This is a genomic window from Halomonas sp. MCCC 1A11062, from assembly GCF_021404355.1.
Taxonomy (GTDB): domain Bacteria; phylum Pseudomonadota; class Gammaproteobacteria; order Pseudomonadales; family Halomonadaceae; genus Halomonas; species Halomonas aerodenitrificans.
Genome location: NZ_JABFTW010000078.1, coordinates 1 through 327, shown reverse-complemented (window position 1 = coordinate 327; position 327 = coordinate 1). Strand labels below are relative to the sequence as shown.

The following is a 327-nucleotide window of genomic DNA, read 5'->3' as shown; positions in this document are numbered from 1 at the left end:
GCGATGAGGCGACTGGAAAGGTCAAGACCCGTGTATTCGGCAATCGGCGGCAGGACTTTCCACGCCTGCTGGAATGGCTTGAGCACCAAACCGGGGAGCCATTGGACCAGTTGCACGTTGTGATGGAAGCCACCGGCATCTATCACGAAACGCTCGCCTATTGGCTGCATGCTGCCGGCATCCAGGTTTATGTCCTCAACCCCGCACAGGTGCGTGACTTCTCCCGTAGCCTGGGAGTACGCGGCAAAACAGATAAGAAGGACAGTGTGGTGCTGGCACGCTATGGCGCGACGCAACGACCTGATGCGTGGCAGCCGGAGCCTGAGG

The 327-nt window shown here is 59.6% G+C and carries 1 protein-coding gene; it reads left to right on the top strand.

Annotation, left to right across the window (positions count from 1 at the left end; translation table 11 throughout):
• Window positions 1-327, top strand: a 327-nt coding sequence (locus tag HOP58_RS23310; protein ID WP_234261932.1) for a transposase, incomplete at both ends; no start/stop codon positions are given.